The sequence below is a fragment of the Pantoea sp. Ft-CA_14 genome, from assembly GCF_024520875.1.
Taxonomy (GTDB): Bacteria; Pseudomonadota; Gammaproteobacteria; order Enterobacterales; family Enterobacteriaceae; genus Pantoea; species Pantoea agglomerans.
On record NZ_JALNPM010000007.1, the window covers coordinates 1 to 22,179 of the forward strand.

21 protein-coding genes are annotated in these 22,179 nt (G+C 56.0%); 4 read left to right on the forward strand and 17 right to left on the reverse strand.

Annotated elements, in window-relative coordinates:
* Positions 1 to 207 precede the first annotated feature (207 nt).
* Genes hemG through pepQ form a run of 4 tightly spaced genes read right to left on the reverse strand, consistent with a single transcriptional unit; the run spans position 208 to position 4,191 of the window.
* Positions 208 to 741 carry a menaquinone-dependent protoporphyrinogen IX dehydrogenase gene (hemG, locus tag NR195_RS12230; protein WP_256844562.1) on the reverse strand — a complete coding sequence of 178 codons (534 nt, stop codon included), beginning with the start codon at positions 739 to 741 and terminating at the stop codon, positions 208 to 210.
* Between the two features lie 17 nt (positions 742 to 758).
* On the reverse strand, positions 759 to 2,210 hold the full coding sequence (gene trkH / locus NR195_RS12235) for a Trk system potassium transporter TrkH (RefSeq protein ID WP_010257200.1): 1,452 nt from the start codon (positions 2,208 to 2,210) through the stop codon (positions 759 to 761).
* A gap of 32 nt (positions 2,211 to 2,242) precedes the next feature.
* Positions 2,243 to 2,860: an IMPACT family protein gene (locus NR195_RS12240; protein WP_132499507.1), complete on the reverse strand. Its 618-nt coding sequence runs from the start codon at positions 2,858 to 2,860 to the stop codon at positions 2,243 to 2,245.
* Positions 2,860 to 4,191, reverse strand: a complete 1,332-nt coding sequence (gene pepQ / locus NR195_RS12245; RefSeq protein WP_010257210.1) for a Xaa-Pro dipeptidase — start codon at positions 4,189 to 4,191, stop codon at positions 2,860 to 2,862. Before pepQ ends, NR195_RS12240 begins: the two co-directional genes overlap by 1 nt.
* Before the next feature lie 186 nt (positions 4,192 to 4,377).
* Between pepQ and fadB the strand changes: the two genes are divergently transcribed.
* A complete protein-coding gene (fadB, locus tag NR195_RS12250) occupies positions 4,378 to 6,561 on the forward strand; it encodes a fatty acid oxidation complex subunit alpha FadB (RefSeq protein ID WP_256844563.1) in 2,184 nt (727 codons plus the stop codon).
* A 10-nt stretch (positions 6,562 to 6,571) separates the two neighbouring features.
* A complete protein-coding gene (gene fadA / locus NR195_RS12255) occupies positions 6,572 to 7,735 on the forward strand; it encodes an acetyl-CoA C-acyltransferase FadA (protein WP_256844564.1) in 1,164 nt (387 codons plus the stop codon).
* Between the two features lie 81 nt (positions 7,736 to 7,816).
* On the opposite strand, the gene fre is transcribed toward fadA, so the two are convergent.
* From fre to pepE, 3 genes are all read right to left on the reverse strand, one after another.
* Positions 7,817 to 8,518, reverse strand: coding sequence for an NAD(P)H-flavin reductase (gene fre / locus NR195_RS12260; RefSeq protein WP_256844565.1), 702 nt, complete (start codon positions 8,516 to 8,518; stop codon positions 7,817 to 7,819).
* A gap of 41 nt (positions 8,519 to 8,559) precedes the next feature.
* A complete protein-coding gene (gene ubiD, locus NR195_RS12265) occupies positions 8,560 to 10,044 on the reverse strand; it encodes a 4-hydroxy-3-polyprenylbenzoate decarboxylase (RefSeq protein ID WP_010257222.1) in 1,485 nt (494 codons plus the stop codon).
* Between the two features lie 80 nt (positions 10,045 to 10,124).
* A complete protein-coding gene (gene pepE, locus NR195_RS12270) occupies positions 10,125 to 10,850 on the reverse strand; it encodes a dipeptidase PepE (RefSeq protein WP_022624874.1) in 726 nt (241 codons plus the stop codon).
* Positions 10,851 to 11,056: 206 nt separating this feature from the next.
* On the opposite strand from pepE, the gene rfaH reads away from it, so the two are divergent.
* Entirely contained in the window at positions 11,057 to 11,545 is a 489-nt protein-coding gene (gene rfaH, locus NR195_RS12275; protein ID WP_010257230.1) for a transcription/translation regulatory transformer protein RfaH, read from the forward strand.
* On the opposite strand, the gene tatD is transcribed toward rfaH, so the two are convergent.
* The 10 genes from tatD to udp all read right to left on the reverse strand — a co-directional run bounded on the left by tatD (position 11,542) and on the right by udp (position 20,996).
* Positions 11,542 to 12,324, reverse strand: a complete 783-nt coding sequence (tatD, locus tag NR195_RS12280; protein WP_010257234.1) for a 3'-5' ssDNA/RNA exonuclease TatD — start codon at positions 12,322 to 12,324, stop codon at positions 11,542 to 11,544. The two genes, rfaH and tatD, sit on opposite strands and share 4 nt — an antisense overlap.
* 88 nt (positions 12,325 to 12,412) lie before the next feature.
* Positions 12,413 to 13,171 carry a Sec-independent protein translocase subunit TatC gene (tatC, locus tag NR195_RS12285; protein ID WP_010257238.1) on the reverse strand — a complete coding sequence of 253 codons (759 nt, stop codon included), beginning with the start codon at positions 13,169 to 13,171 and terminating at the stop codon, positions 12,413 to 12,415.
* Positions 13,171 to 13,836 (reverse strand): Sec-independent protein translocase protein TatB, encoded by a 666-nt coding sequence (gene tatB, locus NR195_RS12290; RefSeq protein ID WP_256844566.1) that lies wholly within the window; start codon positions 13,834 to 13,836, stop codon positions 13,171 to 13,173. Before tatB ends, tatC begins: the two co-directional genes overlap by 1 nt.
* Positions 13,837 to 13,839: 3 nt before the next feature.
* On the reverse strand, positions 13,840 to 14,094 hold the full coding sequence (gene tatA, locus NR195_RS12295; RefSeq protein ID WP_010257244.1) for a Sec-independent protein translocase subunit TatA: 255 nt from the start codon (positions 14,092 to 14,094) through the stop codon (positions 13,840 to 13,842).
* Between the two features lie 109 nt (positions 14,095 to 14,203).
* Positions 14,204 to 15,841 (reverse strand): ubiquinone biosynthesis regulatory protein kinase UbiB, encoded by a 1,638-nt coding sequence (ubiB, locus tag NR195_RS12300; RefSeq protein WP_010257248.1) that lies wholly within the window; start codon positions 15,839 to 15,841, stop codon positions 14,204 to 14,206.
* Positions 15,838 to 16,443, reverse strand: coding sequence for an SCP2 domain-containing protein (locus tag NR195_RS12305; protein WP_033785768.1), 606 nt, complete (start codon positions 16,441 to 16,443; stop codon positions 15,838 to 15,840). The genes ubiB and NR195_RS12305 overlap by 4 nt, the downstream gene beginning before the upstream one ends.
* Before the next feature lie 11 nt (positions 16,444 to 16,454).
* Positions 16,455 to 17,213 (reverse strand): bifunctional demethylmenaquinone methyltransferase/2-methoxy-6-polyprenyl-1,4-benzoquinol methylase UbiE, encoded by a 759-nt coding sequence (gene ubiE / locus NR195_RS12310; protein WP_256844567.1) that lies wholly within the window; start codon positions 17,211 to 17,213, stop codon positions 16,455 to 16,457.
* A 75-nt stretch (positions 17,214 to 17,288) separates the two neighbouring features.
* Positions 17,289 to 18,788, reverse strand: a complete 1,500-nt coding sequence (gene rmuC, locus NR195_RS12315; protein ID WP_256844568.1) for a DNA recombination protein RmuC — start codon at positions 18,786 to 18,788, stop codon at positions 17,289 to 17,291.
* Positions 18,789 to 18,873: 85 nt separating this feature from the next.
* Positions 18,874 to 20,142 carry a tetratricopeptide repeat protein gene (locus NR195_RS12320; protein ID WP_256844569.1) on the reverse strand — a complete coding sequence of 423 codons (1,269 nt, stop codon included), beginning with the start codon at positions 20,140 to 20,142 and terminating at the stop codon, positions 18,874 to 18,876.
* Positions 20,143 to 20,234: 92 nt separating this feature from the next.
* Positions 20,235 to 20,996, reverse strand: coding sequence for a uridine phosphorylase (gene udp / locus NR195_RS12325; RefSeq protein WP_045140888.1), 762 nt, complete (start codon positions 20,994 to 20,996; stop codon positions 20,235 to 20,237).
* A gap of 303 nt (positions 20,997 to 21,299) precedes the next feature.
* On the opposite strand from udp, the gene NR195_RS12330 reads away from it, so the two are divergent.
* The gene (locus tag NR195_RS12330) at positions 21,300 to 22,133 is read left to right on the forward strand and encodes a dienelactone hydrolase family protein (RefSeq protein ID WP_010671680.1); all 834 of its coding nucleotides are present in this window, start codon (positions 21,300 to 21,302) and stop codon (positions 22,131 to 22,133) included.
* Positions 22,134 to 22,179 lie beyond the last annotated feature (46 nt).

Below are 22,179 nucleotides of genomic sequence, written 5' to 3' on the forward strand. Positions count from 1 at the left end.
GTATATTACGCTTTCCTCCTGCAGAGTCAACCTCTTTCTCAGAAGTTTTTCTCCGGCGGCGCAGTCTCCTGTGCCTCCTGACCCGTTTTCCGTTTCCGGTTTGCCGTGTCAGTGGAGGCGCATTATAGGGAGTTCGCGCGGGCTGACAAGTGTTTATTACGAAAAGATTATCGTTCGCAGTAATTTTCATCAAATCGCGCTATTTCGCTACGATTTGCCTGGTAACTGTGCAAAATCATTGGCAAAAGTGCTTACCTGCTGCCAGTCCGTGTACTCCACTTCTTTCGTCGAATCTGTCTCACCACTGGTCATGCGCATAATCAACTGGATCATGACGCGATCGAACCAGCGATAGCGCGGATAATAGAGCGCGCCTGCGAACACGGCACAGCAATCAGGCTGCCACGGCGAGTGTGCCAGGAACTTCTGCGTATAGGCATTGGTTTCAGGAGAGCGCTTCTCAGGTTTGCGCGCCGTCAGGTTCACCGAAAAGAAACCGCTGGTACGCTGCTGCAACTCATGAAGGTGTTGTTTAACGAACTTATCGACGACCGGCTGAAAATGGCCATAGCGGATAGATGCGCCAATTAACACGCGATCATACTGTGCCCAGTCAGGCAGAGTGGCATCCTGAATGTTCAGTACATCACACTGCTGCTGCTGACGGATCACATCAGCAATAGAAGAGGCAATCTTCCTGGTTTGTCCGTCGCGAGTGGAATAGAGAATCAGCGCTTTCATGTCAGCATCCTTATTAATTATTCACGCCAGAAAGTAGGCGTGAACAGCACCAGCAAGGTGAATACCTCGAGACGCCCGAACAACATGGTGGAAATAAGAATCCATTTCGCCACGTCATTCATTGAAGTGAAGTTATCAGCTACGACCCCTAAGCCAGGGCCGAGGTTATTGAGCGTCGCGGCAACGGCAGCAAAAGCCGAGAAGTCATCAACACCGGTAGCGATGATCGCCAGCATGCTGATCAGGAACACCAGCGCATAAGCCGAGAAGAATCCCCATACAGCTTCAAGGATACGTTCCGGCAGCGCCCGGTTGCCCAGCTTAATGGTGTAGACCGCATTGGGGTGAACCAGACGCTTAAGCTCACGGTTACCCTGCTTGCATAACAGCAGTATGCGAATCACCTTCAGACCACCGCCGGTTGAACCGGCACAGCCGCCGATAAAGGCGGAGCACAACAGCAGTACCGGCAGGAACAATGGCCAGCGTGCGATGCTGTCGGTCGTGAATCCCGCCGTCGTCGCCATGGAGACCACCTGGAAAAAGGCCTGGTTCAGCGTCTGCCAGCCACTTTCATAGACATTATGGAACCAGAGCACCAGGGTACAGATCAACACCAGCGTCAGCTGAACGCCAATAAACATGCGGAACTCAGGGTCGCGCCAGTACACACGCAGATTGCGTCCGCTTAACATGGCAAAGTGCAGGCCGTAGTTGCAGCCGGAGATCAGCAGAAACACCGCCACGATGGTATTGATAGTGCCACTGTTAAAATAGCCGATACTGGCATCATGGGTTGAGAAGCCGCCAATGGCGATAGTCGAGAAACTGTGGCCAATAGCATCAAACGCTGGCATTCCCGCCAGCCACAATGCCAGCGCACAGGCTATCGTCAGCAGGACGTAGATCAGCCAGAGTGTTTTAGCCGTCTCGGCGATACGCGGTCGCATTTTATTATCTTTCAGCGGCCCCGGCATTTCAGCGCGATAGAGCTGCATGCCCCCGACGCCCAGAATCGGCAGTATCGCCACGGCTAATACGATGATCCCCATACCGCCCAGCCACTGCAGCATCTGCCGATAGAAGAGAATCGCCTTAGGCAACGAGTCCAGCCCCACCAGCGTGGTGGCACCGGTGGTTGTCAGGCCAGAGAAAGATTCAAAGAACGCATCCGTCACCGAAAGATGCGGCTGTTCGGCAAAGATAAAGGGCATCGCCCCTACGCTGCCCAGCACCGTCCAGAACAGGACCACAATCAGAAACCCTTCCCGCGGTTTGAGTTCGGTTTTCTTTTTGCGATTCGGCCACCACAGCAGCGAGCCGATCACCAGCGCCATCATAAAGGTCTGGCTAAACGCCCGCCCTGCGCCATCGCGATAAATTAAGGCGACCAGGCCGGGCAAAATCATCGTCACTGAAAAGAGGATCACCAGCAGACCGACTATGCGGGTAATGGCGCGAAAGTGCATTCAGCCGTTCCTTTAAATAAAAGAGATGAACATCATGGTGTGAGCGGGATCAGCGATAACGCGCCCCGACTAAAGTCTGACAGATTTTTTTTGAACCCGTCGATCTGTCCGTAAGGTACAGCCAGCGTCAACGCAATACGATCCTGAAACTGGCTGTCGGTCACCTTACCTTCAAAACGCTGTACCAGCCGTTCAATATCACTGAGCTGCGCATAGTCACATTGCAAAGTGAACAGCTTCATCGGCACTTTGCGCTGCCTTGGCAACTGCTTAAGCCCCTGCTGGACGCCACCACCATACGCTTTCACTAAGCCGCCGGTTCCCAGCATGATGCCACCGTAATAACGCACCACCACAGCGGTAATCTCGCCAATATCCGCGCCCATCAGTTGCGCCAGCATCGGTTTCCCTGCCGTACCCGAAGGTTCACCATCATCAGAGAAACCGAGTTGCTGAGAATCATTCGGCGCGCCCGCTACCCAGGCCCAGCAGTGATGCCGGGCAGTGGGATGCTCGCTTTTAACCTGCTGGACAAACGCGCGCGCCGCCTCTGCACCCTCGGTGTGCGCCAGTAGCGTAATGAAGCGACTCTTTTTGATTGTCTCCTCAATGCTGCTTACTGGCACAGCGGGAATATCAAAGGCCTCCATCAGGCCAGATGCAGATCGCGGGTCATGTTCTCAACGCGATGCGCATGGATCACCACGTTATCCTCGATACGAATCCCGCCATAAGGCCGAAGCGCATCAATGGCCTGCCAGTTAAAGTGCTGACTGAAACGGCCTTCACGCAGCGGCTTGAGTAACGAATCAATAATATAGAAGCCCGGCTCAATGGTTAATACCATGCCCGGTTGCAGCACGCGGGTGCAGCGAAGATAAGGATATTGCGCTGGCGCGGCGAGATGGGTGCCCTGCTCATCCTGCATAAAACCGGCAACGTCATGGACCTGCAGACCCAGCGGATGCCCCAGGCCATGTGGCATAAACGGACCGGTCAGATCTTCAGCCACCAGCGCTTCTTCGCTGATTCCCTGAGCCAGCTCAAACTTCAGCAACATCTTCGCAATACGCTGATGCATCTGAAGGTGGTAATCGGTGTAGCGTACGCCCGGTTTCAGCGTGGCTATCAGGGCCAGCTCTTCAGTGTTCATCGCCTCAACCATTCTGGCATAGAGCGAACTGCTCTGCGCCGCATAGCTGCGGGTCAAATCAGCGGCATAGCCAAGATACTCGGCACCCGCATCAATCAAAAAGCTATGGCGTTTCGCCGGTGGCTGATGATCCAGCCGGGTGTAGTGCAGCACCGCAGCGTGCTCATTCAGCGCAATGATATTGCCGTAAGGTACATCGGTGTCGCGATGACCGGTAGCGGTCAGATAAGCCTGATTGATATCGAACTCGCTTAAGCCCGCCGAGAACGCCTCTTTCGCCGCGCGATGACCGGCAACCGCCAGCTTCTGCGCCTGGCGCAGACAGGCGAGTTCATAATCAGTTTTGATGCTGCGATGGAAGTGCAGGAAGTCGATGACCGCTTTGGGATTAATATTGCCAGAGGCGATGCCGAGCTGAGATGCACGCGCGTTAACCGGGCCGATATAGGCGACGTTATCACGCTGTGCAGGCAGCAACTGCGCAATCTCGTCCGCATTTTTCAGGCCGATAACGTCGACATCCCCGGTCCAGAAGCTATCCGGCAACGGTTCAACGTTATGCCAGTAATCCACCGGAGAGTAGAACCACAGTTTCGGTTTGTTTACCCCATCAATCCAGAGCCAGCAGTTGGGCACCTGCGTCACCGGCACCCAGGCCTTGAACTGCGGATTCACCTTAAACGGATAAGTGTGATCATCCAGAAACACCGTCAACAACTCACCGGAATGGATCAACATCGCATCCAGTTTATTGCGTGCCAGCACCTGCTGCGCCCGTTGTTGCAACGTGGCGATGTGCGCGTGATACAAGGTCTTCAGTGAATCCATGGACGTCTCTCCAGTGTCGCGAAATGGCCGCAGTTTAGCATACCCCTTGCGCAGATGCCGAAGTCGGCGCAGCTGTGATCTTGTTAGCAAATAAGCAAAGACCAGTTTGCAAAAAATTAACATCGCTCCCACACTCACGATCATCTGGTATGACCAGATCACCTTTCGCGGTTTCAGGAGACGCACATGCTCTACCAAGGCGCTAACCTTACTCTTCACTGGCTGGACGATGGCATCGCCGAGCTGGTTTTTGACGCTACGGGCTCGGTCAACAAGCTCGATACGCAAACTGTCGCCAGCCTGGGCGAGGCAATAGCTGTGCTGGAGCAGCAGCCAGAACTGCGCGGCCTGCTGCTGAGCTCCGCTAAACCTGCCTTTATTGTAGGGGCAGATATCACCGAGTTCCTTTCACTGTTTGATGCACCCACCGAAAAACTGAGCCAGTGGCTGAGTTACGCCAACAGCATCTTCAATCGTCTGGAAGATTTGCCGGTACCGACTCTGGCCGCCATTGACGGCTATGCACTGGGCGGCGGATGTGAATGCGTACTGGCAACCGATCTGCGTATCGCTACTGCGGACGCCCGTATTGGCCTGCCGGAAACCAAACTCGGCATCATGCCGGGATTTGGCGGCAGCGTGCGATTGCCGCGCCTGCTGGGCGCCGACAGTGCGCTGGAAATTATTGCGGCGGGAAAAGATGTCGATGGCAATGCCGCTCTTAAACTCGGTCTGGTCGATGCCGTGGTGTCTCGCGAGAAACTGCGTGAGGCGGGAATCACCATGCTTAAGGCCGCTGCCACTGATGGCAGCTGGCGCGCCCGCCGGGCCCCTAAGCTGGCTCCGCTGAAACTCAGCCCGATTGAAGCGGCCATGAGCTTCACTATCGCGAAAGCCATGGTGCTGCAAACCGCAGGCAAGCATTATCCCGCTCCGCTGATGGCGGTAAAAACCATTGAAGCTGCAGCCAGCCTTGGCCGCGATGACGCGCTGAAGCTTGAAACCGCAGCGTTTGTGCCGCTGGCACAGTCTGATGAAGCACGCGCGCTGGTCGGCATCTTCCTCAACGACCAGTATGTGAAAGGTCTGGCGAAAAAGCGCGGCAGCGAAAGCGGCGCACCCGCTCAGGCAGCGGTACTGGGCGCAGGCATCATGGGTGGCGGCATCAGCTACCAGTCTGCGTGGAAAGGCGTGCCGGTCAGAATGAAAGATATCAATCCACAGGCGTTAACGCTGGGGATGAGCGAAGCCAGCAAGCTGCTCAATAAGCTGCTGGAACGCGGCAAAATCGACGGCAACAAACTCGCCAGTGTGATCGCCACTATCCAGCCCACGCTGGATTACGCCGGTTTTGAACAGGCTGATGTGGTGGTTGAAGCGGTGGTAGAGAACCCGCTGATCAAGGCAAAAGTGCTGGCGGAAACCGAACAGCATCTGCGTGAGGATGCGATTCTGGCCTCCAATACCTCGACCATTCCCATCAGCCAGCTGGCGCAGGCGCTTCAGCGTCCGGAAAACTTCTGCGGCATGCACTTCTTCAATCCGGTACCGCGTATGCCGCTGGTAGAGGTGGTTCGTGGCGAGAAAACCAGTGAAGCGACCCTGAGCAAAGTGGTGGCCTGGGCCAGCAAAATGGGCAAAACCCCGATCGTAGTGAATGACTGTCCGGGCTTCTTTGTTAACCGGGTGCTGTTCCCTTACTTCGCCGCTTTCAGCCTGCTGCTGCGCGACGGCGCCGATTTCCGTCAGATTGATAAAGTGATGGAAAAACAGTTTGGCTGGCCGATGGGCCCCTCATGGCTGCTGGATGTGGTCGGCATCGATACCGCGCACCACGCGCAAAGCGTCATGGCTGACGGTTTCCCGGATCGTATGAAGCATGACTATCGTGATGCGATCGATCTGCTGTTTGATGCCGGTCGTTTTGGCCAGAAAAATGGCAAAGGCTTCTGGCGCTGGGAAGAAGATAAAAAGGGCAAGCTGACAAAAGTGGCTGATACCGAAGTGGATACGCTGCTGGAGCAGGTCTGCCAGCCTAAGCGGGTCTTCAGCGACGAAGAGATCCTGAATCGCATGATGCTGCCAATGCTGAATGAAGTAGTGCGCTGCCTGGAAGAGAAGATTATTGCCTCGCCAGCGGAAGCGGATATGGCGCTGGTCTATGGTCTCGGCTTCCCGCCTTTCCGTGGCGGCGCTTTCCGCTATCTCGATACCCTGGGCAACAGCAATGTGGTGGATCAGGCCCGGCGTTATAGCGCGCTCGGTGGCTTATATGCCCTGCCTGCGCTGCTGGTGCAGAAAGCCCATCAGCATGAAAGCTGGTATCCCGCCGCCAAACCGATTGATGAAGCCGCGCTGAAAAGCGCCTGAGGGCAAAAAGATGGAAAATGTGGTGATTATTGATGCGGTGCGCACGCCAATGGGACGTTCAAAAGGCGGCGCCTTTCGTCACGTGCGCGCTGAAGATCTCTCTGCGCACCTGATGCGCGAACTCCTGAGCCGCAACCCGGCGGTGAACCCGACATCACTGGACGATATCGTCTGGGGCTGCGTACAGCAGACGCTGGAACAGGGATTTAATATCGCGCGTAACGCTGCGCTGCTGGCCGAAATCCCGCATTCAGTGCCGGCCACCACCGTCAACCGACTGTGTGGCTCTTCAATGCAGGCGCTGCATGATGCGGCCCGCGCCATTATGGTCGGCGATGCGCAGTGCTGTCTGATCGGTGGCGTGGAGCATATGGGACATGTGCCGATGAATCACGGCGTCGACTTTCATCCCGGTCTGGGCCGAACCGTGGCAAAAGCAGCAGGCATGATGGGCTTAACGGCTGAAATGCTGGCGCGAATGCATCATATCAGCCGTGAGCAGCAGGATGCATTTGCCCTGCGTTCGCATCAGCGGGCCTGGCAGGCCACCCAGCGTGGGGACTTTGCAACAGAGATTGTCGCCACCTATGGTCACGACAGCGACGGCATTCTTAAACGCTATGACTTCGATGAGGTGATTCGCGAGGAGACCAGCGCCGAAGGACTGGCGGCACTCAAACCCGCCTTCGATCCGGTAAACGGCACCGTCACGGCGGGTACGTCGTCGGCGTTGTCAGATGGCGCGGCCGCCATACTGGTCATGAGTGAATCACGCGCCCGTGAACTGGGGCTGACACCGCGTGCGCGCATCCGCAGCATGGCGGTGGTGGGCTGTGATCCTTCGATAATGGGTTATGGACCGGTACCGGCCAGCAAACTGGCATTGAAACGGGCGGGACTGAGCGTCAGTGATATCGATGTGTTTGAGCTGAATGAAGCCTTTGCCGCGCAGACGCTGCCGTGTATCAAGGACTTAGGTTTGCTGGAACGGATGGATGATAAGGTCAATCTGAATGGCGGCGCGATTGCGTTAGGCCATCCGCTGGGCTGCTCCGGCGCACGCATCAGCACGACATTGCTGAATATTATGGAGCGACGCGATGCCCGTTTTGGCCTCGCCACCATGTGTATCGGACTGGGTCAGGGCATTGCGACCGTATTCGAGCGTCTGTAATACGTTGAGTCTTACTTTGTCAGATTTACCCGCCAGTAAATCGGCGGGTTTTTTCTGTCTGCTACAGGCTGCTACAGGGAATCAGATAAAGGCAAACGCATCGCCATACATCTGTGACTCCACCGCGCCACGCTCGGCACAGAAACGATCGCGGGCAATCTTCGCCATCTCAAAACGTCCGGCGATGTAGATCTCATGCTCGCTCAGCGTACTGAAGTCCTGCATCACTGCCGTCAGTACCGTGCCTGAGCGGCCCTGCCAGCCCGCTTCAGGTTGCTCGACAACCGGGATCACCTTCAGGTTCGGGTGCTTCACCGCCAGCGCATCCAGCTCTTCCAGATCGTACAGATGCTTGAGCTCACGTCCGCCCCAGTAAATGGCGATATCGCGCTCTGGCTGTTCCGCCAGTGCAGTGAGCAGAATCGAACGGGCATAGGAGAAACCGGTGCCGCCTGCAATCAGGATCAGCGGCTTGCTGCTCTCTTCACGCAGCCAGGCATCGCCGTGCGGCATATCAACCGTAATCTGGCGATCGTTACGGATGCGATCCATGACGGCCATGGCATAGAGGTTCAGATCGGACGCGCCGATATGCAGCTCAATGATATCTTTTTCCATCGGCGTTGAGGCCATTGAGAACGGACGCTTGTCACGCTCGTCCATCACCACCATCAGATACTGTCCCGCGCGAAAACTGAATTCCGCTTCAGGGATCAGGCGAACGCGATAGACCGTGTCGGTAATCGCCTCAACCGAAGTTACTTTACAGCTTAACGTTGTCATGCGTTCCCTCTGTCGGGTCGTCTTTATGGTTGTGCTCGCCATCAACGCTGTGGCGGCTGATCAAAAATACCTAGCTCATCCCAGATAGCATCAATGCGCGCGGTGACCGCAGGATCTTTGACGATAGGTGTACCCCATTCGCGCTGCGTTTCACCTGGCCACTTATTGGTCGCATCCATCCCCATCTTCGATCCCAGCCCGGAAACGGGCGAAGCGAAATCGAGATAATCGATTGGGGTATTTTCCACTAATACCGTATCGCGGGCCGGATCCATACGCGTAGTGATCGCCCAGATCACGTCGTTCCAGTCACGCGCATTAACGTCATCGTCACACACAATAACAAATTTGGTGTACATGAACTGCCGCAGAAACGACCAGACGCCAAACATGACACGTTTGGCATGCCCCGCGTACTGCTTTTTAATCGTCACGACCGCCAGCCGGTATGAACATCCTTCTGGCGGCAGATAGAAGTCCACGATCTCCGGGAACTGCTTCACCAGAATCGGCACCAGCACTTCATTCAGCGCCACACCCAGCACCGCAGGTTCATCTGGCGGACGGCCGGTATAGGTGGAGTGATAGATAGGCTTATGGCGCTGCGTAATATGCGTAACGGTAAACACCGGGAAGCTATCTACTTCATTGTAGTAGCCGGTGTGGTCGCCGTAAGGTCCTTCCGGCGCCATATCGCCCGCTTCGATATACCCTTCCAGCACGATTTCCGCACTGGCGGGAACTTCGAGATCGTTCGAGAGGCATTTCACTACTTCGGTTTTATTGCCGCGCAGTAAACCGGCAAACGCATATTCTGACAGCGTATCAGGCACCGGCGTTACGGCCCCAAGGATAGTGGCGGGATCGGCACCCAGCGCCACCGAGACCGGAAAACGCTCACCCGGATGCGCTTTCGTCCACTCCAGATAATCGAGCGCACCGCCACGGTGCGACAGCCAGCGCATGATCAGACGATTTTTGCCGATCACCTGCTGCCGGTAGATCCCAAGATTCTGCCGCTCTTTGTGCGGGCCGCGCGTCACGGTCAGCCCCCAGGTAATCAGCGGTGCCGCATCGCCCGGCCAGCACTTCATCACCGGAATCCGCGTCAGATCGACTTCATCGCCGCTGAACACCTCTTCCTGACAGGGTGCATTGCGCAGGCGTTTGGTCGGCATGTTCAGGACCTGCTTAAACTGCGGCATCTTATCGAACAGATCGCGGAAGCCTTTTGGCGGCTCCGGCTCTTTCAGGAAGGCCAGCAGTTTACCCACTTCACGCAGTGCGCTGACCTCTTCCTGGCCCATGCCCATTGCCACACGCTTTGGTGTGCCGAACAGATTGCACAGCACCGGCATGTCGTACCCTTTCGGGTTTTCAAACAGCAGAGCCGGGCCACCGGCACGCAGAGTGCGGTCGGCGATTTCGGTCATTTCCAGTTCAGGATCGATCGACTGGGTAATGCGCTTTAGCTCACCGCGCTGTTCGAGCAGCGCGAGAAAGTCTCTTAAATCGTGATATTTCATGCGGCTTTAGCTTTCCGGCCAGAGTGAATCGGCCATTATAGGTCTGATTAAGCGGTTATGCTGAGGTTTATATGGCAGCGTCATACGCACTGAAAGGGAACCAGCGGTTGTAACGCGCGGGCATCGTGATACCCCTGAATCGGCTCGCCGTGGCGAAACAGTTTAAAATCTTCGTTTCGCACGCTGTGATAGCGCAGCTGATTGTCGTGAACGTGCAGAAAACTGCCTTCACGCAGTGCAATCACCGACTCAGTCGGATTAACTGCACAGAACTCTGCCAGCCGTTCGTCACGGGTTTCGCCCATATGACTGCTGACGCTGGCATCCAGATAGTGGGGATTAATCTGCACCGGAAAGAGTCCCAGCGCAGGCAGCACCACGCTGCTGCGCACCGGCATATCGTTCGTGGTACGGATTGAGGGCGTCGCCACGTTGCAGCCTGCGCTCCAGCCGACATAAGGTACCTGCCGCTCCCGCACCGCGCGCTGAATCGCCCCGATCAGACCCTGCTCATGCAGCATCTGATTCAGGAACCAGGTGTTGCCGCCGCTGACTAAAATCAGCTCTGCCTGCGCAATCGCTTCAGCCGGTGAGGCGAATGCCTGAACCCGCTCTACCTGAATGCCCAGAGAGGCACTGAGTTCGGCGGCGCGTTGCTGCTGATCGCCACGAATAATCGCATAGGGGATCAGTACCGCCGAGCGGATAGCGCGTCGGGCGATCATGGCGTGCAGTTGCGGCTGCGCATAGCCCAGCAGCGGCGCATCATCCGCCAGCTTGCCGTTGCTCAACAGAAAGAGTTCCATCAGAGGATCCTTTTGCAGATGTGATGGACATTGAGTCTGATACAGAGCAATAGCAGACGTCAATTTTCAGTCACCTTTTCTGCTGCTCTCGGGCATCTTAAGAAAAGTCTCAGTTTATTTTCTTTGCGAGACGCTTTACCCTGCCCCTGCGCTATAACTCTGGCAACAGGTTTGCTATTCTTAGCGTCCATTCAATGGGAGCAGTTATGGAATCCTGGTACTTACTCTATTGCAAACGTGGACAGCTACTGCGCGCGAAGGAGCATCTGGAGCGGCAGGAAGTGCATTGCCTCAGCCCGATGATCGCTCTGGAAAAGATCGTGCGCGGTAAACGCACCACCGTGAGTGAGCCACTGTTCCCGAATTATCTGTTTATCGAGTTTGATCCGGAAGCCATTCACACCACGACGATCAGCAGCACCCGTGGCGTCAGCCACTTCGTGCGCTTTGGCACGACGCCCGCGACAGTGCCTTCAGCCGTGATTGAAGCGCTGGAAACAGACGTCCCGCAAATCCTGCTTGACCCTGAAACGCCGCAAAGCGGTGATGAAGTGGTCATCACCGACGGGACGTTTGAAGGGCTGCGCGCCATCTTTGCCGAGCCGGATGGTGAAACGCGCTCAATTCTGTTGCTTAATTTGCTGAACAAGCAGGTAATGCGCAGCGTCGACAACAAGCAGTTCCGCAAGATTTAAGCCAGTCTGAATAACGTCCGCGCATTATGGTCGATGCGGGTCGCCAGTTCCTCAGCACTCTCACCACGCCATGTCGCCACCTGGTGCACAATATGCGGTAAAAAGCAGGGTTCATTACGGCGCGAAGTCGGGCGTGGACGCATGTCGCGCGGCAGCAGATATGGGGCATCCGTTTCCAGCAGCAGGCGATCGGCCGGAATCAGTGGCAGCAGCTCGCGCAACTCCAGACCACGGCGCTCATCGCATACCCAGCCCGTAATCCCTACCGATAATCCCATGCCCAGACAGGCTTCCAGTTCGTCACGCGTGCCGGTAAAGCAGTGGATTACCGCGCCAGGCAGTTTTGGCAGCCAGGGCGCCAGCACTGCAGCGAAACGCGCATGGGCTTCGCGGCAGTGCAGAAAGACCGGCATATTGAGTTCTGCCGCCAGAGCCAGCTGCGCATCAAACGCATACTCCTGCTGCTCATGAGCCGACAGATTGCGATTGAAATCGAGTCCGCATTCACCGATGGCAACCACTTCCGGTTTTTCAGCCAGGCGACGTAGGGTGCTGGCAATTTCCGTTGACCATTCGCTGGCATGATGAGGATGGACGCCCGCGGTAGACCAACAGAAGCCCGCTTGATCTTCAGCCAGTCGCTGAGCCTGCTGGCTCTCCAGCGCGTTAGTGCCGGTAATAAGCATGCCGGTGACGCCCGCATCACGCGCGCGTTTAACCACCTTTTGCCGGTCGGAGGCGAATTGCGTGCTGGTCAGGTTTACACCGATATCAAACATAATTTTTCCCACAGTTTATAAACAAAAACCGCCCATCAGGGCGGTTTGGATTGATCGCTTCCCGCCAGTGCGGGTAAAGCTGTCCGCATCAGGAGTCGGTATTCTCTTCTTCATCCTGTAACCGGCGGCCTTTACCCACATAGTAACGGGAAAAGAATACGCCGACTTCAAACAGGCAGTACATCGGAATAGCGAGCAAAGTTTGGGAAAAAACATCCGGCGGTGTGAGCAACATCCCGACCACGAAGGCGCCCACCAGAATATAGGGACGTTTCTTCTTCAACTCTTCCGGGCTGGTGATACCGGTCCAGCACAGCAACACAATCGCCACCGGCACTTCAAACGCCACGCCAAATGCCATAAACAGCGTCATGACAAAATCGAGGTATTTGGAGATATCCGTTGCTACAGTCACGCCGATCGGCGCTGTCTTGGTGAAAAAACCAAATGCCAGCGGGAAGACCACGAAATAGGCAAAGGCCACGCCGAAGTAGAAAAGGAAGGTGCTGGAAAACAGCAGCGGCATAACCAGCCTGCGCTCATGACGGTAAAGCGCCGGGGCGACAAATGCCCAGACCTGATAGAGGATCACCGGCACCGCAAGAAACACCGACACAATAATGGTCAGCTTAATCGGGGTGAAAAACGGTGAGGCCACATCGGTCGCGATCATGCTGGAGCCCACCGGCATCTGGCTGATTAGCGGTGCCGCGACCAGCTGGTAGATGTCGTTGGCGAAATAAACCAGCACCAGGAAAATCGCTAATACGGCGATGATGCAGTTCAGTAGTCGCTTACGCAGCTCAATCAGATGACTGATGAGCGGTTGGGTATCTTCAACGGCCATTATCGTTCATCACTTGCAGAAGAGGGGGTAGCGGATTGACGCGCAGGATCTGCCGGCCTGGCGACGTCGCCAGCGGGCGCCTGTGCCGGTGCGCTGGCCACAGCGGTTGGTGCGGCAGAGGATTGCACCGCCGGACCTGATGAAACCGCTGAATAAGCCGATGCCGGAGCAGTGGCGACGGCAGAAGGTGCAGCAGAGGGTTGCACCGCCGGACCTGAGTCTGAAACCTCAGACGGTGTCTGTGCCGGGGCACTGGCCTGGTGTTCTGCTGTAGCCGGTGTCGCCGAAGGCTCAGCCGGAGCAGGCGCGGGCCTGTGCTGAGCCGAATGGATGGTGTTTGCCTCGTCTTCCTCTTTTTCAATGTCGATGCTCTGACTGACCGAGCGTTTCATTGAATCCGCAGTTTTACGCAGCTCTTCCATCGACTCTTTCAGCTCGGGTGAGAGCGTGCCACGGCCCGCTTCTTCCACCTTTTTCAGGCTCTCCTGCAACTCCTGCAGCTTGAGCTCCTGCGCCAGTTCATGTTGTACATTGGCTGCCAGCGAACGAATCGCCCTGATCCAGCCGACCACGGTTTTCACCGCAACCGGTAAACGTTGCGGGCCGAGTACAATCAGCCCGATCACGAACACCAATACCAGTTCACTAAAACCAATATCAAACACGGTTTACACCTGCTTGTCGTTCTTGGCTTCTTCTTTGTTAGCCGAAGTTTGCTGTTTGTCCGCCAGCGTTTTGGCAGCGAAGTCAGCGTCCTGCTCTTTCGGTTGATCCTTTTTGTCGTCCTCGTCACCCATGGCTTTTTTGAAGCCACGAATCGAAGAACCCAAATCTGAACCCAGATTACGTAATTTGTTGGTACCGAACAGAAGTACAACAATCACGGCAATGATTAACAATTGCCAGATACTGATACCGCCCATGAGATAGCCTCTAATATTCTGTGAAAACGATGAGGTAATGCACCACAGAGTGCCCTTTTCAACCGGGCCTGAGCCAGCGACATTACCTTTTTTTAGACGGACGTGACAATCAGTTTGTCTTACGCCAGCCGATTAACCAGGAGACAATTCCTGCTGCCATCAAAACCGCCGGGAAAAAGTCCCAATCCGGTCGGGTGAGCAGCACAGCCGTTCCGCTTAACAGCAACGTTGCACCGACGCCGAACAGGTAACGCGCCTGATGGTGCCGGACGCGCTGCGCATTCATATCGCCCACTAATTTATCGACGCTGTGCCGCAAAAGTTTGTGCTGGCGCATGCTGTCGTAAAACAGCTCCGGCAGCTCAGGGAGCTTCTCAGCCCAGAATGGCGCTTTCTCTTTTACCGCACGGATAATAGCCGGTAATCCCACCTGATCTTTGATCCACTCTTCCAGGAAGGGCTTGGCTGTCTTCCACAGGTCGAGCTGCGGATAGAGCTGACGGCCGATGCCTTCAACATAGAGCAGCGTTTTTTGCAGCAGGACCAGCTGCGGCTGCACTTCCATATTAAAGCGGCGTGCGGTGTTGAACAGGTTCAGCAGCACATGCCCGAAGGAGATTTCAGCCAGCGGTTTTTCAAAAATCGGCTCGCAGACCGTACGAATCGCAAACTCGAAATCTTCTACGTTGGTATCGGGCGGCACCCAGCCTGAGTCAACGTGCAACTCCGCGACCTTACGGTAGTCACGGTTGAAGAAGGCGATAAAGTTTTCAGCCAGATAGCGCTTATCTTCTTTGTTCAGTGAACCCACGATACCGCAATCGATGCCGATATATTGTGGATCTTCCGGATGTTCATAGCTGACAAAAATATTGCCAGGATGCATATCCGCATGGAAGAAGCTGTCGCGGAAGACCTGGGTGAAGAAGACCTGCACGCCACGTTCTGCCAGCAGCTTCATATTAACGCCATGACGTTCCAGCGTGGCAACGTCTGAAATCGGAATGCCGTAGATGCGCTCCATCACCATCATGGTTTCGCTGCAGTAGTCGGAATAGACTTCCGGCACATAGAGCATGCGGCTATCTTCAAAATTCCGGCGCAGCTGAATGGCGTTGGCCGCTTCACGTAACAGATTCAGCTCATCAAGCAGGGTTTTCTCATAATCACGCACCACTTCAACCGGACGCAGACGACGGCCATCCGGCAACAGGCGCGGGACCCAGCGGGCCAGGCGATAGATCAGCTTCATGTCCGCCCGAATCACCGGCAAAATATCGGGGCGAATCACTTTAATCACCACTTTCTTGCCAGTTGATTTCAGCGTGGCGGTGTGCACCTGCGCAATGGATGCCGAAGCCAGTGGCTTGATATCAAAATCATCAAACCAGGTTTCAATCGGCGCGCCCATTGAAGCTTCAATCTGCGCTTTGGCTTTGACGCCATCGAACGGCGCAACACGGTCCTGCAGGATCGCCAGTTGATCGGCAATCAGCGGCGGGAAGAGATCACGACGGGTCGACAGCATCTGGCCAAACTTGATCCAGACCGGACCCAGCTGCTCCATCGCCATGCGCATACGTGCGCCGATCGGTTCATGCTGATGCAGATTAGGGATCCAGAAAACAGAGCGACGCCACAGGCGAAACAGGAAAGTGAGGCGTGTCTGAGGAATCAGTTCATCAAGGCCATAGGTCAGAAACACCTTCATGATCAGATATAAGCGGCGGATCTCTCCAAAACTCATTTTGCCTCCAGCTGCGCCAGACGCGCATCAAGCGCCTCAAGCGAACGTTCCATCGCGTCGACCTCCTCAGAAAACCAGGCTAACTCCAGCGAGCCAGGCGCAACACGCCACTCTTCGGTTATGGCCTGTCCGAGATAATCCTGGCGACGCTGCACTTCACCTTTGAAAAAGCGTAATGCCTGTTGTGAGCGCTGGCTGATCCCCTGTGCGGCGATATCGCCGACCCAGGGAGCCAGATATTCTGCCGGATCCAGCTCAGCCAGATCCATCAGCGCAGAGAACTGCTGCACCACCTGCAGGTCACCTTCAACCTGCAGTTCACCGCTGCGGATCAGCGGCGTCAGCTGCTGGCGATCGCGCAGCTTCGGCAGGGTTTTCAGCGAGGTGATCACCGTGCAGTCACTGCGATCCTGCCAGTCAGCTAACACATCGACCTGCTGTTCACTGAAGACCAGCACCAGCGGATGAGAGAGCTCATTCAGGCGCAGCGTCAGCACTTTACCATTCAGGCGTTGCCGCGCCGGTTTCAGGCCACGATCGCGATAGAGAATACGGTTCAGCGCCGTTTCCAGGCCCGCGGTAATCAAGGGCGTCAGGTTCATTACCATCTCACTCAGAACTTAAATCCACGATGCAGCGCCACAATGCCGCCGGTCATATTGGAGTAAGTGGTATTTTCAAAACCGACATCGTTCATCATCGCTTTCAGGGTCTCCTGATCGGGATGCATGCGGATCGATTCGGCCAGATAGCGATAGCTCTCTGCATCCTGCGCCACCAGCTGTCCGATACGCGGCAGAATGTGGAACGAGTAGGCGTCATACGCTTTGCTCAGCGGATCCAGAACGGGTTTAGAGAACTCCAGCACCAGCAGGCGTCCGCCCGGCTTGAGTACCCGGAACATAGAGGCCAGCGCCTTCTCTTTTTCCGTAACGTTACGCAGGCCAAAAGAGATGGTAATGCAGTCGAAATAGTTATCGGGGAAAGGCAGGGCTTCGGCGTTGGCCTGTACGTAACTCACGTTGCCGACCACGCCCTGATTGCGCAGCTTTTCGCGGCCCATCTTCAGCATGGAACTGTTGATATCGGCCAGTACAACCTGACCCGTTTCGCCCACCAGGCGAGAAAATTTAGCCGTCAGATCGCCGGTACCACCCGCCAGATCCAACACGCGCTGACCGCGACGTAAGCCGCTGCTGTCAATGGTAAAACGCTTCCAGATACGATGGACGCCAAACGACATCAAATCGTTCATCAGGTCATATTTTGCCGCTACGGAGTGAAACACGTCCGCGACTTTGTCAGCTTTTTCGCTTTTGGCGACCGTCTGAAAGCCAAAATGGGTAGTTTCCTGCTGTGATTCATCTGCCATCGGTTTTACCTGCTCCACAAACAATACTTCCCGAAGTGTATCAGAGTCACGGAAGTCAGGCACGCTGCGCCCATACTATTCGTGGAGGCGCCTCACATGCATCTCACTCTCATCCGCATCACTGTCATCATTTGCGTCATCAGCCGCCCGGTTTTCCGGCATGGCTCGTTCGGCCAGCTGAGGATTAATTGGCCGTTTGATCTCCACGCCCAGCGCACGAAATCCTTCAGTCTGCGCAATCAGGTTGCCGCGCCCTTCTGACAGCTTTTTCATCGCCTCGCGATAGCTGTTCTGCGCCTTGTCCAGGCTGTGACCAATGCCGCTCATGTCATCGACAAACAGCCGCATCTTGTCATAGAGCCGCGTTGCCCGATCGGCAATACGCTGTGCATTGCGGCTCTGGTGCTCATAGCGCCACAGATTATTAATGGTACGCAACGCCACCAGCAGCGTGGTGGGGCTGACCAGCATGATGTTCTGCTGCAGCGCCTCACCAATCAGCTCAGGCTGGCGGTCAATGGCCAGCAAAAAGGCGGGCTCCACCGGGATAAACATCAGCACATAATCCAGCGATCGTAAGCCGGGCAATTGTTGATAATCTTTTCGTCCCAGCAGGCGGATGTGCGCCCGCATGGCAGCGACATGTTCCTGAATAGCCTGCTCTCGTTCGATCTCATCATCTGCATTGAAGTAGCGCTCATAGGCCACCAGCGTCATTTTGGCGTCCACCACCACATCTTTGCCCTGCGGCAGGCGCACAATCACATCCGGCTGCATCCTGCCCTGCTGTTCTGACTGAATGCTCACCTGGGTTTCATATTCGTAGCCTTCACGCAGTCCGGAAGCTTCCAGTACCCGGCTCAGCACCACTTCACCCCAGTTACCCTGGATTTTATTATCGCCCTTCAGCGCTTTGGTCAGGTTAAGCGCCTCCTGCGCCATCTGCGCATTCAGCTGCTGTAACTGCCGGATTTCATGGGTCAGGGTATGTCGCTCACGCGCTTCTGCGCCAAAGCTTTCATGAACCTGACGACGGAAGCCATCAAGCTGTTCACGCAACGGACCAATCAGCCCGTCCAGACTTTGCCGGTTCTGTTCATCGACGCGACGGCCGCTGTTTTCGAATATACGGTTGGCGAGGTTTTCAAACTGGGCGCTAAGGCGTTGTTCGCTGTTGGTCAGCAGGCGCTGTTTCTCTTCTGCGGCGAAACGGGTCTCTTCAAGGCGAATGGTCACCTCACGCAGCTCCGCTTCCTGTGCGCTGTTGACCTCCAGCTGATTGCGCAGTTCACGATTAAGCTGCTCACTTTCATTACGCCAGTAATCAAGCTGTTGCAGTCGCTCATTGGCGCCGCTCAGCGCGCCGTGCAGCTGACGAAGCTCCTGCTCACGCTGCTGCGTCTGCTGCTGAAGCTGTTCGATTTGCTGCTGCTGACGCTGTTGCGCCTCTTCCTGCAGACGGCGCTCGGTCTGGAAACTGGCGACCTGATGGCCGGCACGTAACTGTGCCAGCATCCAGCCAATCCCTAACCCGGCAAGCGCCAGACAGGCGCTGATAATGATGTGCTGATCCATGATTTCCCCCGCGACTCAGGCTGCTGAGGGAAAGGTAGAGTCGCACTGTATGAATGTCCAGATAATTTTAGCAGGATTCAGCGCCTTACAGCGCCGTCACCGTAAGCTTGCCAGCCTGCCACTCATCAATCAGGAAAAACGGCATGGGCAATAGCCATTCACCCTTTTTAACCTGCGCCAGATAGTGCCAGGTTGTCCCGCCCGAGGTAATCGCGACGCGCTGTCTGCTTCCCTCAGCGGCGCTGGATTTGCCGGTCATACTGGCAAAACCGGCATTGCTGCCCACATGGAAATGCGGCGTCTGCCAGCGCACGGGGGCATGGTCAGGCCACGGCTGGGCGTGATGAAAATGAAACAGTTCATCGTGGCTCAGGAGGCTTTCACGCACCGTCGGCCACAACGCCACCTTGAGGAAATATTGATCGGTGAAGCGCTGGCTGCCCTGATACTGCGCAATGAAATCGCGCATCGCCTGTTCCACATCCCGGAAGACGCCGTGACAGCCACCCCACATCCCTGCCAGCAGCAGCTCAGTATGGGAGAAGTAGTCACGCATATGGTGGAACCAGTAAGGCGACGCCAGCCAGGCGTTAACCGCTGCCGCTTCGCGCTCCGAGAGCAGCGAGTCGGCATCACGCACGATAAAACGCTTCACGCCCGGATCGTCCATTACCAGGAAACGCCACAGGGTCGGAAACAGCGTTTTCTCGTGGGACATATCGATCAGCTGGACGTGCGGCTGGTCAAGGCGCTGCCAGACATGCTGCGGCACGCTGTCATCGAGATAGATGCGGCAGACCCAGCCGGGATAGAGTTCAGGCGCTACTTCAACGTTTTTGATTAAGGTTTCACAGTAGCGCGGCTGATCGCCATAGAGGCAGAAAGCGATGACATTCTGGTGTGGATGAGTGAGATCGACAGGCTCCGGTTGCGGAGCGGGAAACGTGGCGCGCTGCCCCTGACTGAAACGCGCATCAGAGCGCATCAGCGAGGCCAGGCCATGACGCGCTACCTCGTCCTTTTTATCCAGCCAGCCACACACTTCGGTCAGGCCATCCAGCCAGGTTTCAGAGGCGGTAGCCTGCACCGCGGGCGGCGACTGATAAATCTTCTGGTAGATTTTGTACGATTTATTGTACTGACCCAGACGCAGCAGGCAGAGCGCGTAGTCGCTCAGCACCTGCATCTGATTGGGCATCGTGCGCAATACCTCTTCACAGCATTGAGCGGCCAGCGCATAGTCGCCCTGTTGCATGGCGGCACGGAAACGTTCGGCACTGCGTTCCAGCATGGCTTTGAGTGCGGCCGGATTAGCACCAGGGGCAGGACGTCGGACGGGAATCGTATTGCGCATAAAAACTCTCAGGTTTCACTGATGTTACGCGCCGTTAACTACCGGCAGCAGGTTTTGAGTCTGGACAAAAAACCTGCTGCCAGACGCGGTCGTTATAGTAAGCGACGCGCCGCTTCGACCACAATCTTCACTGCGTCACTTTCTGTCTGTTTCATGGTGACCGCATCCGGGATCTCTTTCTGAGTGCGGTTCACAATCACGCCCGCCACCATGCCGGCTCGCAGACCCTGGCTGGCGCACATGGTTAACAGTGTAGCGGATTCCATCTCATAGTTGAGAACGCCCATATCCTGCCACTCTTTCATCGATCCCCTGAAGCGACTGACTACGCGGCCCGAGACGGTGTCGTAGCGCTCCTGACCCGGATAGAAGGTGTCAGAAGAGGCGGTGATGCCGATATGCGTTTTCGCGCCACAAGCTTCTGCGGCGGCAACCAGCGCGGTGGTGCAGGCGAAATCAGCCACTGCCGGAAACTCCATCGGCGCAAAATGCAGGCTGGCCCCGTCCAGGCGAACGGATGCGGTGGTCACCAGCACATCGCCGACATTGATATGCGGCTGGATAGCGCCCGTGGTACCGACACGCAGGAAGGTACGCACGCCAAGCTGCGCCAGCTCTTCGACCGCAATCGAGGTCGAAGGACCGCCAATGCCGGTTGAGCAGACCACGACCGGCTTACCATCAATTTTTGCCAGCCAGGAGGTAAATTCACGGTGTGAGGCGAGATGCGTGGCATCTTCCATCAGTCCGGCAATTTTCTTCACGCGCTCCGGATCGCCCGGCACAATCGCCAGGGTGGCGCCCTGCAGATCGGCTTTGGTCAGGCCAAGATGGAAAACGTCAGACTGTGTCATTTTCAGACTCCTGTTAAGGGAAGGTAGCGCGCCACTCTACGCCAGCACGCCCAATAAATATGTGACAACATTCACTTAAGAAAATGAAAGTTACATTTCCCGAAAGATAAATTGTGACAGCAATCACACAATAGCATCTTCCGGGTGCGGATAGCTCTCAGTGGGGCTGTGTCAGGGTCAGCGCAATGTTAAAGAGGAGGATGATTTTATTCGCTGCTGATTCTGTGACCCGACACCTGGCGCATACGCTTTCCGGCCAGGCTATAGTTACGTGATTGCGCAAATGCTTGCACGGAGAGAATAATGAAACCCAGTGATAATATGGCACAAAAACCGGCGACGGGCGGCTTTGCCCCTGCCGTGCAGCCCACCGCCTCCACCACCATCATTACCGACAGCCCGGCGATTCACGCGGGTGAAACCTCAGTGCCCAGTCAGGGCGAAAACATGCCGGCATTCTTTGCAAAACCCCAGTCAGCGGAAGGCCCGTGGCCTGTCGTACTGGTCGTGCAGGAGATCTTTGGTGTGCATGAACACATCCGGGATATCTGCCGCCGTCTGGCGCTGGAAGGCTATCTGGCGATTGCGCCTGAGCTCTATTTCCGCGAGGGCGATCCCGCTGAGTATAACGATATCCCGACGCTGTTCAGCGAGCTGGTCAGCAAAGTGCCTGACAGCCAGGTGCTGGCCGATCTCGATCATGCCGCCAACTGGGCCGCACGCAACGGCGGCGATATTCGTCGCATGGGCATCACCGGTTTTTGCTGGGGTGGTCGCATCAGCTGGCTCTACGCCGCGCATAACCCGCAACTGCGCGCCGCCGTGGCGTGGTATGGACGACTGACCGGTGAGCGCACGCTGAAGCAGCAGAAGCATCCTATTGATATTGCGGTCGATCTGAATGCGCCAGTATTAGGTTTGTATGGTGGCCAGGATGAGGGTATCCCGCTAGAGAGCGTCGAGCAGATGCGTCAGGCACTGCATGCCGCCAATGCAACCGCAGAGATCATCGTCTATCCCGAAGCGGGTCATGCCTTTAATGCTGACTATCGTGCAAGCTATCATGCTGAATCTGCCAATGATGGATGGCAGCGGATGCTGGCCTGGTTCAGGCAGTATGGTGTTGCATCGCAGTAAATAAAAAAGGGGCGCTTATGCGCCCCTGATTTTTTCGCCCACCAGA